Annotated in this window: 12 protein-coding genes and 1 pseudogene; 4 read left to right on the top strand and 9 right to left on the bottom strand. The window is 68.6% G+C overall.

Annotated features, from left to right (window positions below; all coding sequences use genetic code 11):
* The first annotated feature begins 307 nt into the window (after window positions 1-307).
* Window positions 308-1,300, top strand: a complete 993-nt coding sequence (locus tag CVA01_RS12095) for an endonuclease domain-containing protein (RefSeq protein ID WP_244938288.1) — start codon at window positions 308-310, stop codon at window positions 1,298-1,300.
* 168 nt (window positions 1,301-1,468) lie between these two features.
* Here CVA01_RS12095 and CVA01_RS12100 read toward each other — a convergent pair whose 3' ends face one another.
* Complete coding sequence (locus tag CVA01_RS12100; protein WP_141331037.1) at window positions 1,469-2,326, bottom strand: DNA-formamidopyrimidine glycosylase family protein; 858 nt, start codon at window positions 2,324-2,326, stop codon at window positions 1,469-1,471.
* Between the two features lie 322 nt (window positions 2,327-2,648).
* Here CVA01_RS12100 and CVA01_RS12105 point away from each other — a divergent pair.
* Window positions 2,649-2,864: pseudogene (locus CVA01_RS12105) on the top strand (ABC transporter permease); the annotation flags it as partial.
* A gap of 59 nt (window positions 2,865-2,923) precedes the next feature.
* Here the strand turns inward: CVA01_RS12105 and CVA01_RS12110 are convergent.
* Together CVA01_RS12110 and CVA01_RS12115 are read right to left on the bottom strand one after the other, a co-directional pair.
* Window positions 2,924-4,039, bottom strand: coding sequence for a ferrochelatase (locus tag CVA01_RS12110; RefSeq protein ID WP_141331039.1), 1,116 nt, complete (start codon window positions 4,037-4,039; stop codon window positions 2,924-2,926).
* A 36-nt stretch (window positions 4,040-4,075) separates the two neighbouring features.
* Window positions 4,076-5,554 carry a cryptochrome/photolyase family protein gene (locus CVA01_RS12115; protein WP_141331041.1) on the bottom strand — a complete coding sequence of 493 codons (1,479 nt, stop codon included), beginning with the start codon at window positions 5,552-5,554 and terminating at the stop codon, window positions 4,076-4,078.
* 162 nt (window positions 5,555-5,716) lie between these two features.
* Here CVA01_RS12115 and CVA01_RS12120 point away from each other — a divergent pair, with 162 nt between their 5' ends.
* Window positions 5,717-6,208, top strand: a complete 492-nt coding sequence (locus CVA01_RS12120; RefSeq protein ID WP_073884138.1) for a MarR family winged helix-turn-helix transcriptional regulator — start codon at window positions 5,717-5,719, stop codon at window positions 6,206-6,208.
* 62 nt (window positions 6,209-6,270) lie between these two features.
* Here the strand turns inward: CVA01_RS12120 and CVA01_RS12125 are convergent, their stop codons facing one another.
* From CVA01_RS12125 to aztB, 6 genes are read right to left on the bottom strand one after another with little or no spacing between them, the layout of a single operon-like run.
* Complete coding sequence (locus CVA01_RS12125; protein WP_141331043.1) at window positions 6,271-11,196, bottom strand: DEAD/DEAH box helicase; 4,926 nt, start codon at window positions 11,194-11,196, stop codon at window positions 6,271-6,273.
* A gap of 58 nt (window positions 11,197-11,254) precedes the next feature.
* Window positions 11,255-12,541, bottom strand: a complete 1,287-nt coding sequence (gene aztD / locus CVA01_RS12130) for a zinc metallochaperone AztD (protein ID WP_141331045.1) — start codon at window positions 12,539-12,541, stop codon at window positions 11,255-11,257.
* A 43-nt stretch (window positions 12,542-12,584) separates the two neighbouring features.
* Entirely contained in the window at window positions 12,585-13,544 is a 960-nt protein-coding gene (gene aztC / locus CVA01_RS12135; protein WP_244938290.1) for a zinc ABC transporter substrate-binding protein AztC, read from the bottom strand.
* Complete coding sequence (locus CVA01_RS12140) at window positions 13,544-13,879, bottom strand: hypothetical protein (protein WP_141331047.1); 336 nt, start codon at window positions 13,877-13,879, stop codon at window positions 13,544-13,546. The genes aztC and CVA01_RS12140 overlap by 1 nt, the downstream gene beginning before the upstream one ends.
* 7 nt (window positions 13,880-13,886) lie before the next feature.
* Complete coding sequence (locus CVA01_RS12145) at window positions 13,887-14,840, bottom strand: hypothetical protein (RefSeq protein ID WP_141331049.1); 954 nt, start codon at window positions 14,838-14,840, stop codon at window positions 13,887-13,889.
* Between the two features lie 8 nt (window positions 14,841-14,848).
* Entirely contained in the window at window positions 14,849-15,700 is an 852-nt protein-coding gene (gene aztB, locus CVA01_RS12150) for a zinc ABC transporter permease AztB (protein WP_141331051.1), read from the bottom strand.
* 29 nt (window positions 15,701-15,729) lie between these two features.
* On the opposite strand from aztB, the gene CVA01_RS12155 reads away from it, so the two are divergent.
* Window positions 15,730-16,425, top strand: coding sequence for a metal ABC transporter ATP-binding protein (locus tag CVA01_RS12155; protein ID WP_141331053.1), 696 nt, complete (start codon window positions 15,730-15,732; stop codon window positions 16,423-16,425).
* Window positions 16,426-16,575 lie beyond the last annotated feature (150 nt).

Below are 16,575 nucleotides of genomic sequence, written 5' to 3' on the forward strand. Positions count from 1 at the left end.
CCTCTCCCCGCCAGGTGCGCGTCGACTGGTTGGTTTCAGCCTCGCTGACCACCCTCTCGGCGCGCACCTGGCGTCGTCAGTCCTGCATCGGATCCGGCATGGCGTCATCCACAAGGGGTGCGACGAACTGAAAGTGAGTTATCCACAGGGCCGGACCCGATTCTCGACAGTTCCGGGATTCCGTGATGTGCTGCGCTGCACACATACCGATGCGGGCACCGAACGGAGACACCACATGCGGAACTCAGGGCGTCAAGAGGGACAGGGCAGATCACCGGGACGGGGCCCCGACCACACACGACGGACCATGCCGAGCGTCATACCGGTGAAGCGCACGGCACTCGCGGCGCAGGGCGCGGTCACCGACTGGAAGCTCCGACACGACTTCACTGCCGTCGCGCGAGGCGTTGTCATCCCCACCCCCGAGGACCATGACCCTTCCGCCTTCGGGGGCTTCGCGGTCGACGGCGTCACCCGGGCCTGGGCGAACCATCTCAACCATCCGGACGCCGTGATCGGCGGCTGGCAGGCCGCAGACATCCACGGTCTGGGACCCGACTGGGGCGATTCCGCTCCCGTGCTGCTGCTCGCCGGCCACCGTCGCAACGGATCACTGATCTCGACGTCAGCAGCGAAAACACCGCTACGTCCGGTTTTCCGCCCTCTCCCTCCGGGATTGGAGACATGCACACCGTGTCCTCTTTTTCCACAGATGAAAGTGGTGACACCGCCGGTGGCAGCCGTCCAGTGTTTGTGGACCATCCTCAACGGTCGCCACAGCTGGTGGGTCCATGACATCCCCGACATGTCCAGGGAAGGCCGATGCGCTGTGCAGTTCCTGGACGCTCTCGCGCAGGCCACCTGGATCACCCGGGCGGAGATCCTCGCGGCGTCGAAGGGGCTCGTCCCGCGCGACATCCTGGCTCCGCTTCTGGATCTCGCCGATGACGGCGCCCAGTCCCCGATGGAGACGGCGATGCGCCTGATCGTCCGGGACCTCCTGCCGGAACCGTACCGGTGGCAGTCACAGGTCCGGGTCGATCTCCTTCCGGACGCACACCGCGGATGGACCCCGAGAACTCTGCCCGACCTGGGATGCCCGGAGCTGAAGATCGCCCTGTACTACGACGGGGGTCACCACTCAGAGGGAGCGCAGACCGAGGTCGACTTCAACCAGTTCCATGCCCTGCGTGACCTGGGGTGGGAGGTGATCCGGTTCACCAAGTCCCATCTGCGCTGCCCGGGAGACATGCGGGAACTCGTCGTAAAGGCGATCAGGAGAGCACTGCAGAACCGTTGACCCCGGGCGCCACGCGCTTCACCTCTCCCCACGCCCCGCTCCGCACCTCCCGGCGCCACAGGTGCGCGTCGACAGGGTGGTTTCAGCGTCGTCGACCGCCCTCTCGACGCGCACCTCATCCGGGAAGGGGGCGAGGGCGATGTGGGTGGGGCAACCGATCTGGCGAAATCACTCCGCCTGGCAGACCGGGCACCACCAGATGACGCGTTCGAGCTCGCCCTCGTCACCGTCGGCGTCCACCCCGCCGAGGAAGCTCTTCATGATCGGGGATCCACAGCGTCGGCAGGCCTTCTCCGCGCGTCCGAAGACGTAGTTGCCCATGCCGGGGCGTCGGTCGCCGGTGAACAGGCGCCGCGGTTCCAGGCGGTTCTCCCACATCACCCGACGTGAGAGGTCGAGCAGGTGCGCGGCGGTGGTCGTGGCGACCTCCCCCGTTCCGACGGGACGCCGTGGGTCGACGCCGCCGAGGAAGCAGACCTCCGCCCGGTACTCGTTGCCGATGCCGGCGACATTGCGCTGGTCAAGCAGCGCAGCGCCGATGGACCGTTCTGGCCGGTCGAGAATGCGTCGCAGTGCCTCGTCGCGTCCCGAGATGCCGTCCGGCGGAGTGGACGCCCAGTCCGGGGCAAGGATGTCAGGACCGAGATGGGCGACGACTTCCCCGTACCGGTCTCGGTCGAAGAGACGCACGAAACCCAGTGAATGCCCGACGACCTCGATCTCCGGGCCGCCGGCATGCTGCGGTGCGAAGCCGAGCACGACGCGGGCGGTGTGGCCGGGGCGCCTCCACCGGGTGCCGGCGGTGTGGATCGACCAGACGCCCTCCATTTTCAGGTGGGTGTGCAGGACGCGCCCGCCGATGTCCATGAACAGGTGTTTCCCGTAGGGCCACACCTCGGTGACGGTGCGTCCGGTGAGGTCCTCGGTGGCGAAACGGGGGACGCGGATATCGGAGCGGGTGAGTGTGCGGCCGCCCATCCACTGCATGCGGTTGGACAGCTGCAGGACGGAATCGCCTTCGGGCATGGGTGGCTCCTCTCTGACCTCCGTCGGTTCAGTCATCCGTCGGTTCCTGCGGTGACCATGTCACCGGGGAGACTACTCCACCGCCACCGACGACGACTGCGGGTTATAGGCTTGACGTGGAGGGTCGGTCCGCGGTCATCGCCTATGTGCACTGCAACCTGACGCAGGCGTTCTCCGGTCAGCATGGGCTCCAGCAGGCCCTGCCCGACTCAGAGCTGCCCCCGACGCCCCGGTCGGCCCCGTCTGAGAATGGCGTCCTCCGGCCCGGGGGGGGGCGACTGCGCCATGCATAGCGACAGAATGTCACAAGAGTGAGATGTCAGTGTTCATCGCCCTACGGGAACTGCGCTCCGCCTGGGGCCGGTTCACCATGATCGGGGTTGTCGTCGCCCTCGTCGCAGCACTGGTGGGAATGGTCTCCGGCTTCACCATCGGTCTCGGCAACGACACGGTCTCGGCCCTGAGACCGTTCGACGCGCACTCCGTGGCCTTCGCCACCGGAACCTCGGACTTCAACCGGAGCACCGTGTCCGGACACCTGGACCTGACGGAGTTGTAGGACGCCGCGACCGACGTACAGGAGTGGGCCGCCGCTGTTCAGGTCCCGCAGCACCCGACCGCACACGGTGAGCCGTTGACGGCACCGCCGTAATTGGGCACTGTTCCGCAACGGTCGCCTGCACCTGCGGTGTTCGATACATCGTCAGAAACCACAACCTCATCGATGAGATCGCAGACGAGTTGTGCGAAGGACCGCGTCGGCCCGGGAGTAGCGGCCCGTCGGAAGCCGATCCCCAGCTCATCGGCAACCTCCTTCGCCTCGGTGTCCAGATCCCACAGCACTTCGACATGGTCCGAAACGAATCCCACGGGGCACAGCACCACCGGGCGGCGGTTGCCGTGGCTCACCCGGTCCCGCAGATGGTCGCAGATGTCCGGATCCAACCACGGCACCGACGGCGGACCGGAACGGGACTGCCATACCAGTTCCACATCCGCGTCCGTGGCATCTCCGAACGAGGACGCCGCCCGGATCAACCGTGCGGACTCCCGGACCTGACCTGAGTAGAGGTGGCCATCACCCTGGGCCGGACCTGATTCCCGGTCTGCACGAACCGGCACGGAATGGGCGGTGAAGACAAGATCGGCGTCCACGACCCTGTCGCTGAGGTCACCCGGGTCACCGAGGGAGCGCCGGGCGTCATCGACAGCGGAGGCGAAAGTGTTGATCAACAGCGGATGATCATGGAACTGCCGCAGCCGTTGAAGCCGGGGCGGAGTCTTGCCGAGCTCCAGGACCGCCCGGCGGGCTCTGGCTATGTCCTCGTGATACTGGCGGCACCCGGAATATCCACCCCAGGCCGAGGTCGCGAAGACGAGCGCGTTACGGATACCGTCGTCGGCCATCCGTTCCACGGTGTCCTCGACCATCGGATGCCAGTTCCGGTTGCCGAAGTAGACCGGCAGGTCACGGTGACGTGAGGCGAGTTCGGTCTCGACATGGGCGATGATCTCGCGGTTGAGGTCATTGAGGGGGCTACGTCCGCCGAGCGCGAAGTAGTGCTCACCGACCACCTCCAACCGGGCGCGGGGTATACCCCGGCCGCGGGTGACATTTTCCAGAAAAGGGACGACGTCCTCGGCCCGCTCCGGACCACCGAAGGAAAGGAACAGCAGGGCATCGACGGGGTGCGTGTTGACGAGGGTATTCACAGATCTTCCTGACGGTAACGGACACAGTTGAACAGGTCACGGGGCGTTGAGACACTCGTAGGCGGCCAAGGCGCGTTGCCTCGACTCTCTGAGGTCGACCATCGGCGGCGGGTACGGCCCCGCGTGCGCCGCTTCCGGGCCTGCGAACTCGGGGACCCACCGGTTGACGTACCCGAGTTCCGGATCGAACTTCTTGCGCTGGGTCTCCGGGTTGAAGATCCGGAAGTAGGGGGAGGCGTCGTCGCCGCATCCGGCGATCCACTGCCAGTTGAACGGGTTGGACGCAGGGTCTGCGTCGACGAGGGTGTCCCAGAACCACTGCTCACCGTGGCGCCAGTCGATGAGCAGATTCTTCGTGAGGAAGCTGCCCACCACCATCCGCACCCGGTTGTGCATCCAGCCTGTGGTCCAGAGTTCCCGCATGCCTGCGTCCACCAGTGGAATGCCGGTGGTCCCGGAACGCCACGCCGACAGGTCCTGCGCCAGGGCTGTGGCATCACCGAGGTGCTTCACGTCCCCGGGCAGAGAATTGTCCCACCGCCACGGAAACTGTGTGAACTGTTCACGGACACACCGGGCTGCGAGATCGGGCCTATGGTAGAGGCGCTGCCACGCGAAGTCCCGCCACAACAGCTCGCTGTGCAGTGACGTGCCGTCTGCGACAGGCAGGTCACCGGCAGCCACGGCACGGGCCACCGCGAACCACACCCGGTGCGGGCTGACCTCACCGAAACGCAGGTGCGGAGAGAGCCTGGTGGTCGCGTCGGAATCCGGGATGTCACGCCCGTCGGCGTAACCGGGGCTACCGGTCGCCGTCGTCCTCCGGTCACCTGTCACGAACGCAGCGAGGGTCGCCTGCCCCGCTTCCTCACCCGGTGTCCAGTGGGCTGCCAGAGTCGCGGTCCACGACGCAGCGGCCGACGACCGGACCGAGTGGAACGGAACCTCGGGAAGATCCCCCTCGGGACCGTGCAGTGCATCGGGCGCCTGCGCCGTGGCTTCCACCAACCGCTCCACCGCGTCCTGGGCGACCGGCGCCGCGGCACGGGAGTACGGGGTGAAGACCCGGTAGGGTCGGCCCTCCCCGGTGGTGATCTGCCAGGGTTCCGTGAGCAGGTGGCCGGGGAAGCTGTGGACTTCGTTGCCACCGCCCTGCAGAATGTCCTTGACGCGACGGTCGACGGCCCGAAGCGGTTCCTCATACCGCCGGTTCCACACGACCGCGTCCACGTCGAGGATGCCGGGAAGGGTCGTCATGATCTCCACCGGGTCCCCCGCCAGGTGGAGCAACCGGACACCGTGGTCGAGCAGACGCCCGGAGAGCTGTGAGAGACTCCGGTCGCGCCACCAGGATGCCGCGGCACCGCGCGGGCGGGCCCCGGTGGCAGCGGCATCCTCGTCGATGACGACCGCAATGACCTGACCCCGTTGCGCAGCCCACTGAAGTGCAGCGTTGTCGGCGAGGCGGAGATCGTCGCGGAACCAGACGAGCGTGGTGGCGGGCCCGGTGGTCATAGGGTGTCTCCTTCCGGTCAACATAGCCTCTCGATAACGCTAACCAAGTTAGCATAATGGCGAAGCGCATACCTCAATACCCTCCCCACCTCCCCCGTGGGCTTATCCTGGGCCTTGTATATTGGGAAACCTGTGACACATCTGGCGCGGAAGGACCCGTGAATGCCCCGGGAATACTGGTACGACGAAGAGGCACCGCCGGTCGCACTGCTTGCCGCAGTACGCCGGTTCCGCACCGCGGACCAGGAGATGCGGCGTCGGCTGGGCGCGGACATGCGGATGAACGGCACCGACCTGGAGGCCCTGCGCCGTGTGATCGCCGCCGAGCGGTCCGGTCACCCCCTGACCGCGAGGGAGCTCGCTGATCAGCTCAGGATCAGCACCGCTGCCACAGCGAAGCTCATCACCCGGCTCACCGGGTCCGGCCATATGGCCCGCAACAGCCATCCCGAGGACCGCAGGGCCGTCCTCCTGGGCGCGACTGAGCGCTCCCACCGGGAACTTGCCGCGTGGGCCGGCCCGATGCACGAAGCCATGTTCGAGGTGGCGCGCGGCGTCCCCGCCGAGGCGCGCGAGGCGGTCATCGGTTTCCTCGATGCGATGACCGCACTGTTCAACGAGGACACGCACCGGAAGCGCCCGTCCCGGGACTGAGACGGACGCCTTCTCCACTCGAGGATCCGACCGTCAGAGTGCGGAGTGGGTCAGCGCGGGAGTCAGCGCACGACCAGTCCCTTCGGGGTGAACCGGGCACCCGCCTCGGTCCACGCCCGGGTCGCCGTACCCAGCGCCATGACCTCTGTGCCGTTGATCTTCTCCACGGTCACCGGGGACAGGCGTCCGGCCGAGATGAGAGCCGTCAACCCCGTCACCACGGCCTGCACATCCGCCGGATCAGCGGCAACGGCAGCACTGCCGGCACCTACACCACTGGCACCATCACCCTCACCAAGCGTCGGTCGAGAGAACAGCAGCACACTGCGTCCTCCCCGGGTGAGATGGGCGAGCAGGCGGCCGTCCTGTACCACGACCAACGCTCCGGCGCCACGGGTCGGTCGCCCGGCACCACCGGGAGAGTCACCACCTGCCCCGTAAACCTCCGGCCACGGCACCGCCGCGCCGAAGGGGTTCGCCGGGTCCGAGGCGGCCAGCACAACCGGAACGCCCGGGTCAGTTACCGCGTCCTCCTCGATCTCGCGGAGCCGGTCGATGACCTCCCGTGATGCGAACTGTGCACCACCGAGACCGTCGACGACATACCCGCGCAGTACCGTGCCGTTGTCCTCCCAGGCTGTGAGCATCCGGTACGCCGCAGCAAAGCCTCCCTCGGTGTGCTCCGCCATAACGGAGCCCCTGGTCACCACCGCGTACCGGTCGAGCCAGGCTTCGCCACGGGCGATTGCGCGGTCGGCCGCTGCACCACCGGGCGCGGGCGCCAGGGACCAACGTCCCGGTACCCCGGCATGGGCGTTCATCGCCGCCCGGCGCGAACGGACCTCCTCCGACCTCACGGTCTGGGCGAAGGTGGTGCGACCCATGCGCAGCCGCGCGGTGGAACCCCGACCGCGTCCGCGCCGCGGCGCCTTGTGCGCGCCCTTCGATACTGCCCCACCCCGGTGACCAGCCACGTCAGTGATCCCGGTACCGGCCAGCCGGGCCCGGACCGCAGCGAAGGAATCGGGCATGAGGACGCCCGCGTCGAAGAGCTCACGGATCGCGGCGTCCACCGCATCATGCGACGGACTGTCGGGAGAGTCCTCGGCCTCCCCGAGCGCACGCCCGATCTCCGCGGCGAGGAAGGCCCCTCCCCCTGCGACCCGGTCACGGATCAGCTGCGCGACCGGCCCGAGCGGCACATCGGATCCCTCGGTCGCGGCGACCAGCAGCGGCGCCAGGTCCGCGGGCAGCAGCATGACCAGCGGATCCGTCGGCGACGCCGCACCGGCACCGACGACCACGACCTCACCTGAGGTCATGAGATCGTCGAGATCCGCAGGCGCATACCCGGGGATCCTCGCAGGCAGCACCACGGTCTCCCAGGCACTCGCCGGCAGCGCGACACCCGCCAACTGCTCGATGACGCTAGCCAGGTCCTCGCGTTCCCCCTCGCCCAACCCGTGCCAGGACTGCAGGAAGGACGCATAGGTCTGCCGGCTCACCGGTTCGAGTGCACCACGGGCCTTCGCCAGGGTCGCGGCGCGCAGCCTGCGCAGGACGCCGGTGTCGACGTACCGTTCCCCGTCTGTCCCGCTGACGGACACGGTATCCAGCCGTCGGCCACTCACCCAGCGCTTCGCCAGAGCGTCCGCGGTCGCCGCACCGAGTCCGAACTCGGTGGCGACCTCGGCGGCGGTGAACGGCCCGTGCGTTCTCGCCCACCGCAGCAGGAGCTGGTCGACGGCATCGGGGACCGTCTCCAGCGGTGCCCCCACTCCCGGGGGCACCGGGATACCGAGCCCGTCGCGGAGCAGCGGGGCGTCCTCGACGACGGCCCAGCGCAGCACGCCACCGACCTTCACCCCGCAGATCCGGCGCGGGATCATCGCCCGGACCTCGTCGCACACCGCGTCCACCCCGCCGGGCACCGCAGGATCGACCCGCCGGGCGACCTCGTCGACGGCCAGGGGCCCGAGGGCACGCAGCATGTCCACGACCTGCTCGGCCGAGCGGGCCTGCCGCCCGGACGCGAGCCACTGCAGCCCCGCGACAATCTCGGCGACCACTGCCTCATCAAGTTCCAGGCCCTCGCCACGGGCACCCAGGACCGCGGCGAGCAACGCCGGGTCGACTGACAGGGCGGCAGCGCGTTCGGCGGAGTCCCCCTCGTAGAGGAAGGCACCGGTGTAGCTGAACAGCAGGGATTCGGCGAACGCGGACGGCGTGTCCGTGGTGATCTCGGCGACGCGCACCCGCCGCGATCCGACCGCCCCGACGATCTTCTCGAGTGCCGGCAGGTCGTAGACATCGCGCAGGCACTCGCGCATCGTCTCGACCATCACCGGGAACTCCGGGTGCGGCCGGGCCACATCCAGCAGCTGGGAGGCCCGCTGGCGCTGCTGCCACAACGGCTGACGTTTGCCGGGGTTGCGCCGCGGCAGCAGCAGGGCGCGGGCGGCGCACTCACGGAACCGCCCGGCGAACAGGGCCGAGGAGCCCACCGCGTCCGTCACCTCGGCGACGACGGGGGCGGCGTCCCCACCGGACGCGTCGGCACCGCCGGTGAGCAGTTCCACCCCGGGCGGGTCCTCGGTGTACGGCAGGCGCAGGACGATCCCGTCGTCCCCGGCGACCGCCATGGCGTCGATCCCCGACCGCCGCGAGAGCGCCGCACCGATCGCCAACGCCCACGGCGCGTTCACCGACCGGCCCCAGGGGGTGTGCACGACTACGCGCCAGTCGCCGACCTCGTCATGGAAACGTTCGATGAGCAGTGTCTTCTCGTCCGGGATGACCTGTGTCGCCTCCCGCTGCTCCGTGTAGAACATGTCCAGGTTGGCCCGGGTGTTCTCGTCGAGGAAGGACGCCGCCCGCAGGTCACCGTGGCCACCGGTCCCCCACGACCGCCGCGATGCGCCGATCACCGGTGCAAGTTCCGCCGGCCGGCCCTCGGCGTCCCCCACCCAGAACGGCAGGCGTCCGGTGTGCCCGGCCGCCGGTGTGACGATGACCTGGTCACGGGTGATCTCATTGATCCGCCAGGAGGACGCGCCGAGCGTGAACACGTCCCCGACCCGGGACTCGTAGACCATCTCCTCGTCGAGTTCACCGACGCGGCGTCCTCCGGCGTTGTCCCCGTCGGCGGGCAGGTACACGCCGAACAGTCCGCGGTCCGGTATGGTTCCGCCGCTGGTCACGGCGACACGCCTGGTCCCGGGACGGGCGACGAGCGTGCCGGCGGTGGCGTCGTAGACCACGCGGGGACGCAGCTCCGCGAAGTCGGTCGAGGGGTACCGGCCGCTGACCAGTTCGATGACGCCGTCGAAGGCCTCCCTCGGCAGGGCGGCGTAGGGGTGGGCGCGGCGCACGGTGCGGAACCACTCCTCCACGTCCACCGGGTCACCACCGGTCGATTCGGACTGGGCGGCGCGGGCGACGGTCTGCTGGGCGAGCACGTCGAGGGCGTTGGTGACCACGTGCAGCGGTTCCAGGTCACCGGCGAGCATCCGGTCGACGATGACGGTCGCGGCCTCGGCGTCCTGCCGGTGCAGGGGGTAGACGGTGGCGCGGGAGACCGCGCCGACGGCGTGCCCGGCGCGTCCTGCCCGCTGCACCGCCGAGGACACGCTCGGTGGCGCACCGACCTGCACGACGTGGTCGACCAGACCCATGTCGATGCCGAGTTCCAGTGAGGAGGTCGCCACCACGCACCGCAGCGAGCCCTCCTTGAGCGCCTGCTCGATGTCCGCACGCTCGTCCTTGGACACCGACCCGTGGTGGGCCCGGGCGATAACCTGCGGGGCGGCGGCGACTGTCCCGGACTGCGCCATGAGCTGGGCGGGGTCGCGGCGGGTGGGTGCGGCCAGGGACTCCGGGTCATGTTCCTCTGCCCAGAGTTCGTTGAGTGCGCCGGTGAGGCGTTCGGCGGTGCGGCGGGCGTTGACGAAGACGAGGGTGGAGCGGTTGGCCATGACCTGCTCGTAGATCGCCCGCTGCACGTGCGGCCACACGGACTTCTGCTGCGGCAGGGCGGATTCCCGGTCCACGCCCGAGGCGACGCGGCGTCCCGATCCGGCGTCGGTGATGCCACCGACGCCCTCGCCGATGAGGCTGGGACCGATGAGGGCGTCGTCGACAGGGCTGTCGCTGAGCGGGGCGTCCTCAGAGTCCTCACCGTCGACGACCAGCGGCTCGACCTCCGGCGGTTCGCGGAAGTCCGGCACCACCGAGCGGACCTTCACATCCCACAGCTTGTGCGCCGGCGGGTTGACCACGGTCACAGGCCGGTCACCGCCGAGGAAGGACGCCACGGTGTCCACCGGATTCACCGTCGCCGACAGGCCGATACGCTGCACGGATCCCCCGTGGTCGGCGACCAGCGCATCGAGGCGTTCCAGGCTCAGCGCCAGGTGCGCGCCACGTTTCGTACCGGCGACAGCGTGGACCTCGTCGACGATGACGGTGTCCACGTCCACCAGCGTGCCCGCGGCCTTCGAGGTGAGCATGAGATAGAGGGACTCGGGCGTGGTGATGAGCACGTCCGGTGGGGTACGCAGCAGTTTCGCCCGTTCGGACTGCGGGGTGTCGCCACTGCGGACCCCCACGGTGACCGGGGCGATGTCGGTGCCGGTGGCCGCAGCGGTGCGTGCGATCCCGGCCAGCGGGACGCGCAGGTTGCGCTCCACATCCACACCGAGGGCCTTGAGCGGGGAGATATAGAGGACGCGGGTCCCCTTGCGCGCGGTCTCTCCTGCCCCGTCCTGCATGAGTCCGGCGGAGGTCAACCGCGACAGCGCCCAGAGGAAGGCGGCGAGCGTCTTACCGGAACCGGTCGGGGCGACGACGAGGGCATGCTCGCCGCGACTCACCGCGTCCCACGCCTGCGACTGCACCACCGTGGGCTCGACGAAGACCTCGCGGAACCAGGACGCCACGGGCGCGAAAAATCGGTCGAGGGGGTCCGTGGTTCCAGCACTGTCGGTCATGCCCACCAGTCAACCACGCAGACCGGACAGCTTCGTGCGCCTCAGCGGCCGGGCACCGCTACCCGGTGACGCCGGTGAGCTCGTTCGGAGCCTCGGGCAGCTCCGCCGAGGCCAGGACCTCACCGTTGGACAGGTCCACGACGTGCAGTTCCTTCGTGTCAGGGTCACTGACGTAGGCGCGGTCACCCTGGACGAACAGCGTCGGGCGGGCGTCCTGCCACTCGATGGGCTCCTCCCACTCGTCGATGACGTCCCAGGCAGCGGTCTCCTCACCGGACGCCGGGTCGAGGACGTGCAGCTTACCGTCGGTGCCGAGCACCAGGGCCTCACCGGCCGGGCCGCGTCCCAGAGAACGGAAACTGTAGGAGGTGCCCAGGTCGACGACCTTCGTGGTATTCGCCACCGAGTCCGTCAGAGTGATCTTCGTGGGACGCTCCAGCTCGGCGTCCTCATCGGTCTTGTAGTCACCGAGGACGACGGTGGACTCCTCCGATCCTGCCTGGTTTCCGGTGCGGGCGTACCTCTCGGTCGCCTGGATCTTGGTGAACCCGCCGTCCTTGAAGACCAGCAGGCCGTCCTCGCAGCCGAACGCCGCAGCCTCCCCCTGGGCTGCCGCCTCCCCGTGGACGCCGGGACACTCGGTGTTCCTGGCGATCTCCTCACCGTCCGCGCCGACGGCGACGACGGTGTCGCGGTACTCTTCGGTCCCCTCGGTGTGCACCAGGGTGCCGTCAGACAGGTCGATGGCGACGCCGTGGTGCGGCTCGGTCTCGGTCACGGTCGGTTCGGGGGCGTCGTCCTCACCGGTCGTCTCGAGGAAGGACGCGCTGTCGAAGACCTGGATCTTGCCGTCGCCGTCGCTGAACAGGATGGTCTTCCCGTCGTGGCGGACGACGTGACCGGGGGTGTCCACGCTGTAGACGACATCGGCGAACTCTGGGGCGGTGGCGTAACTGTGGGAGTGGTCGCCGTGGGGCTCGGTCCACACACCGGCGTCGAACAGCTGGAATCCCTTGGAGGTGGAGACCAGGGCGTGGCGTCCGTCGCCGACCGGGTTGAGTCGGTTGAAACCCTCGATCTTCTCGTCGGCGATGACGTCAAGGGTGTCGGCATCCAGGGTCAGGATGCCACCGTCGTAGGTGGTGAGGATGCGGGGCTGCGCGGCCTCGACGACCTCGGGCTCGGCGGCGTGGTCGTGTTCCCCGGTGGCGGAGGCTGCGGTGGAGGTGCCGGCGGCGGTGCTGTCGTCGCTGTCACCGCAGCCGGCGAGCAGGAGGACCGTGGCGGTGAGCGCCGCGGGCACGGCCGCGATCTGACGACGGCGGATACGGGTGGAACGGTTCATGGAGGTATCTCCTTGAGAACGTCAGTGGATGAAGTGGGGATGTCTACCGCGGCATGAGCGCGTCGGCGATGCGCTCGGCGTTGGTGCGTTGCATGTAGATGTAGTTCCCGGCCTCACCGTCGGGTTCGGTGAGGGACTCCGAGAACAGCGGCACGACCTCGACGTCCACCCCGGCCTCCTGAGCCAGTACCTCGGCGAGGCGTTGCGGCTGGGAGGAGTCGGCGAAGACCGCCGGGACGTGGTTGTCCCGGATGGTCGTGGACAGGTCCCGCAGGTCGGCGGCGGACGGGGAGGCCAGGGTGGTGCCGCCGGGGATGACCGCGCCGATGACCCGGTAGTTGAAGCGGTCGGCGAGGTAGCCGAAGACGTGGTGGTTGGTCACGAGCTTCCGGTTGTCCTCCGGCACCGACCCGAGCAGTTCGGCGACCTCGGCGTCGAGCTGTTCCAGCTCACTGCGGTAGGACGCCGCAGCCTCCCGCACCCGGTCCGCCTCATCACCGTCGAGTTCGTCGGTGAGCTTCTCCTCGATGATCCCGGTGGCCTCCACCATCCGCGCCGGATCAGTCCAGAAATGCGGGTCCTTCGCTGCCTCGGCGCTGTCGGCACCGTTGTCGGCACCGTTGTCGGCACCGGCGGTGTAGTCGAGCGGGTCGACCAGCTCGCCGACCTCGAGGACCTCGACGCCCTCACCGCGGGCACTGTCGAGGATGGAGCCGAGCCCCTCCTCCAGACCGAGTCCGTTGGCGACGACCAGGTCGGCGTTCTCCACCTCCCCGGCCTCCCGGGCGGAGATGCCGAAAGAGTGGGGGTCGGCGTTCGGTTTCATGAGCACCCGGACCTCGGCGGTGTCGCCGACCAACCGGGTGACCACGTCACCGAGGATGTTGGTGGTGACGACGATGTCCGGTTTCCCGTCATCGCCGGTGCAGGCGACCGCACCGGAGGCACCGAGCACCAGAGCCAGGACGGCGCCGGGTACGCGGAGGCTGAATGGTCGGCGCATCATTTACCTCCCGTGACGGCCAGGGCACCGGGCGCTCCGCCGAGATCGAACTCGCGGGTCTCACGCAGTCCGTCGGCCACGTCGAGTTCGGTGACAGTGCCGGAGGTCGGGTCCGAGACGTAACCGCGTTCGGTACCGAGTACCACTGCGGCGCTGTCGGCACTGTCGGCACTGTCCGCACTGTCGGTCCTGTTCCCATCTGCCTCGACGCCGCCGCCAACAAGTTCAGAGTCGGCGAGGACCTGCCCGGTATCCGGGTCTACCGCATAGCCGGTGCCGTCCTCGTCGAGGGCGAGCACCGAACCGTCGTCTGGGGACACGGCGGCGGTCGTCACGGGCGCATCAGTGGGGGGCGACGGTCCAGGTTCCGGTCTCCGGGTCGAGCAGTCCCAGTCCACTGTCCTCGAAGGGCACGCCGACCAGGTCGCGACCGGCGGCCAGGGACCAGGCACGGCCGTCGGCGTCCCGCGGGTAGGGGATCAGGGTCGACGTGAGAGTGTCCGGGGCGCCCTTCTCCGTGACCGTGAGGACACCGTCGGCGCAGGCGAACAGGACGGCATCGCGGACAGTGGCCGCGCCGTGGATGTCGGTGCAGGTGGCGTCGCCGGCCAGGTCGGACTTCTCCCCCGTCTCATCGAAGACCGCCAGGGTGTCCGGGAATTCGGCGCTGTCCTTCTCCGGGGCGATGGTGCTGACCACCTGATCCGCGAATGGCACGGCGACACCGTGGTGCGCTCCGGCGCTGAACTCGGTGACCGGCTCAAGAACGTCATCGTCCATGTCGGCGCGCGGGTAGACCCTCACGTCGCCGGTGGCGTCATCGAAGAAGGCGACGCGGGTGTCCGCTGACATGACGTGGCCGGGCTCTTCGGCGGGCACCTCGCCCACCGTGCCTGGCTCCGAGCGGTAGTAGTGGAAGTGGTCGCCGTGGTCGACGGTCCAGACGCCGGAGTCGGTCACCGTGGTGGTGTCCTCCCCCGTGGTGAACAGGTAGCGGTTGTCGGACCCGTGCAGTTCTGCGGCGTCCTCGGTCTGGACCGTATCACCGGTGAGCAGGTCCACCAGGGTGAGTGTGCCGGAGTCCGCATCCGAGACGGCGAGCCGCAGCTGCGGTTCGGTGGCTTCCTCAGCGCCCTCGACATAGCCGTGCGGGGATGCCTCAGCAGTGTCCTGGCCTGCGTCCTGCCCGGTGCCGTCATCTCCGGATCCACAGGCGGCGAGGCCGGTAGCGAGTCCGAGAGCAAGTGCGGCGGCGGTGACGGCACCGGACCGCGCGGTGATGGCCGTACGTCTCATATCTTCTCTTACTGAACATGATTGTCATTTGCGTGAGCGGGATGAACTCTACACACCACTTCCCTGACCGCCAAGACCGCGAGGAACGTCAGACCTCCGAGCAGCGTGATCGTCGCCCCCGCCGCCGTCTCCGCGTACCAGCTGACCAGCAGCCCGACATACACCTGGGCCACACCCAGCACCGCAGCGAGCACCATCACCCGCCCGATCCCCCGGACCAGCAGCACCGCCGTCGCCGGCGGACCGATGAGCAGCCCGAAGACCAGCAGGGTCCCGACGATCTGGAAGGACGCGACCGTCGCCAGCGCCACAAGGATGAGCATCGCGACATGGGCGAATCCGGGTCGCAGTCCGAGTGTCTGCGACTTGCGGGGATCGAAGGTCAACGCCGTGAACGGCCGGTACATCACCACACAGGCGACGATTCCGACCAGCGCCGCAATGCCGACAGTCAGCACATCAGTGGATCCGACCCCCAGCACGTCACCGAAGAGGAACGAGGTGAGGTCGACCGCGAACGACCCGGAGTGCGACACGATCGCCACACCCAGCGACAGCATGACGATGAACTGGAGACCGATACTCACATCCCTGGACAGCCGCGTCGCACGACTTACGACCACCACCCCGAAAGACATGACCACCGCACTGACGGCGGCACCGAGCATGAGATTCACCCCGAGCAGGGACGCTACAGCCACCCCCGGAAGCATGCCGTGACTCATGGCGTCACCGAAGAAGGACAGGCCGCGCAGCACCACCCAGGTGCCGACGCAGGCGCAGAGCACCGCGGTGAAACTGCCGGCCAGCAGGGCCCGGAACACGAAGGAGACCTCGAAAGGGTCGGTCAGGATTTCCATGTAGTAATGATTATCATTACCATCAAGATATGCGCGAGACTGTCTCCCTCCACGACGTCTGTCGCAATTACGGCCGGAACCCCGGTTCCGGCCACGGGCACAGCCTCTCCCTCGACCACGTCACCGTGGCCTTCCCGGTCGGATCCGTCACCGCACTGACCGGACCCAACGGCTGCGGAAAGTCAACATTGCTCGGCCTGCTCGCCGACACGCTGCACCCCACACACGGCCGGATCACCGGCCGACCGGACAACATCTGCATCGTCCCCCAGCACAGTCAGACCCCCGAACTCTTCCCGGTCACCGTCCGTGACACCGTCGCCATGGGACGGTGGCACCGGGCCGCTGGACGCAGCAGGCACAGCATCCTGCGGTATCTGCCGTATGTGCGCCGTCTCAGCCGCTCCGACCACACCGCAGTACACCGGGCGATGGAGCGTACCGGGATCACGGACCTCGCCGACCGCACCCTCGCCGACCTCTCCGGCGGTCAGCATCAGCGCACGCTCATCGCCCAGGGGCTGGCGCAGGAAGCGCCCCTGCTCCTGCTCGATGAACCTCTGTCGGCAGTGGATGCCGCCACCGCGGACCTCATCAGCCGAGCCATCGCCGAGGAGAAGGACGCCGGGGTCACCGTCATCATCGCGACCCACGACCGCGACCAGGCGACGGCCACTGACCGGGTCGTGACACTCGACAGAGGTCGGATCGTGGCGGTCGGGTGAGCTGGGACGCGGCCGGGTCCCGACCGTCAGACAAGAGTGCAGGGCGGCAGACGAGAATGTCGGGATCTCCTGGTCGATGCGACACTCTTGTCTGCCACCGCGCCCGCTCGCAGGCCCACGCAACGGTCACGACCGCCCGCGGCGCATTCT

It is taken from the genome of Corynebacterium variabile (assembly GCF_006539825.1).
In the GTDB taxonomy this organism is placed as follows: Bacteria; Actinomycetota; Actinomycetes; order Mycobacteriales; family Mycobacteriaceae; genus Corynebacterium; species Corynebacterium variabile.

What these genes read in the sequence shown, in the direction of transcription:
- aztB (WP_141331051.1), bottom strand. Translation starts at nt 15,700, where the DNA reads ATGGAAATCCTGACCGACCCTTTCGAGGTCTCCTTCGTGTTCCGGGCC.
- aztC (WP_244938290.1), bottom strand. Translation starts at nt 13,544, where the DNA reads ATGCGCCGACCATTCAGCCTCCGCGTACCCGGCGCCGTCCTGGCTCTG.
- CVA01_RS12155 (WP_141331053.1), top strand. Translation starts at nt 15,730, where the DNA reads ATGCGCGAGACTGTCTCCCTCCACGACGTCTGTCGCAATTACGGCCGG.
- aztD (WP_141331045.1), bottom strand. Translation starts at nt 12,541, where the DNA reads ATGAACCGTTCCACCCGTATCCGCCGTCGTCAGATCGCGGCCGTGCCC.
- CVA01_RS12115 (WP_141331041.1), bottom strand. Translation starts at nt 5,554, where the DNA reads ATGACCACCGGGCCCGCCACCACGCTCGTCTGGTTCCGCGACGATCTC.
- CVA01_RS12120 (WP_073884138.1), top strand. Translation starts at nt 5,717, where the DNA reads ATGCCCCGGGAATACTGGTACGACGAAGAGGCACCGCCGGTCGCACTG.
- CVA01_RS12145 (WP_141331049.1), bottom strand. Translation starts at nt 14,840, where the DNA reads ATGAGACGTACGGCCATCACCGCGCGGTCCGGTGCCGTCACCGCCGCC.
- CVA01_RS12125 (WP_141331043.1), bottom strand. Translation starts at nt 11,196, where the DNA reads ATGACCGACAGTGCTGGAACCACGGACCCCCTCGACCGATTTTTCGCG.
- CVA01_RS12100 (WP_141331037.1), bottom strand. Translation starts at nt 2,326, where the DNA reads ATGCCCGAAGGCGATTCCGTCCTGCAGCTGTCCAACCGCATGCAGTGG.
- CVA01_RS12095 (WP_244938288.1), top strand. Translation starts at nt 308, where the DNA reads ATGCCGAGCGTCATACCGGTGAAGCGCACGGCACTCGCGGCGCAGGGC.